Raw genomic sequence first — 654 nt, 5'->3', positions numbered from 1 at the left:
GGCGTTCCCGTGGGGCGCGCTCGCCCTCGCGCTGCTCGCGGGCGTCGTCGGTCTCGACGTCGTGAGGCGCGCCGTGGACGTCCGCGCGGGCGCGCAGCAGAACGCCCGCTACACCAACGAGGCCGACCCCGACGCCGGGGAGACCGTGCAGCCCTCCCCCACCGTCACGTACCTCACCGAGCGGACGTACCGCCGCACCCTCACCCTGCCGCCCGACTTCCTCGACCGGCTCGGCGCGGACGCCGTGGGGGCGCTCGCGCCGTACCTCACGGACCCGTCGAGCGAGAACGTCACCCGTCTCGCGGACGACTTCCGCCGTTCGGGCCGCTCCGTCGTCTTCACCCGCGACGCCACGCTGCGCGTGGAGCAGCCCGTCACGCTCGACGAGAGCCGCGTCACCGCGCGGCTCTCGTTCGTGGATCCCGCGCGCGGCGGGCGCGGCACCTACTACAACGCCGCCTTCGGCGCCGAGTACGTCTTCACGAACCCGCTCGACACGCCCGCCGACGTGCGCTTCGTGTTCCCGCTACCCACCGGGAGCGGCACGCTGAGCGACTTCGTCCTCACCGCGAACGGCGCGCGCGTGCCCGTCACGGACCTCGAGCGCGGCAGCGTCTGGGAGGCGACCCTCGCGCCGGGCGCGCGGGCGCGTGT

General features: G+C 75.1%; 1 pseudogene. It reads left to right on the top strand.

Going from position 1 to position 654, the window contains the following annotated elements:
- Window positions 1-654: pseudogene (locus DEIPI_RS29970) on the top strand (hypothetical protein); the annotation flags it as partial.

This window comes from Deinococcus pimensis DSM 21231 (assembly GCF_000519345.1).
Classification (GTDB): Bacteria; Deinococcota; Deinococci; order Deinococcales; family Deinococcaceae; genus Deinococcus_A; species Deinococcus_A pimensis.
The sequence above is the reverse complement of the archived record's forward strand: the minus strand, read 5'-3'. Positions and strand labels throughout refer to the sequence as shown.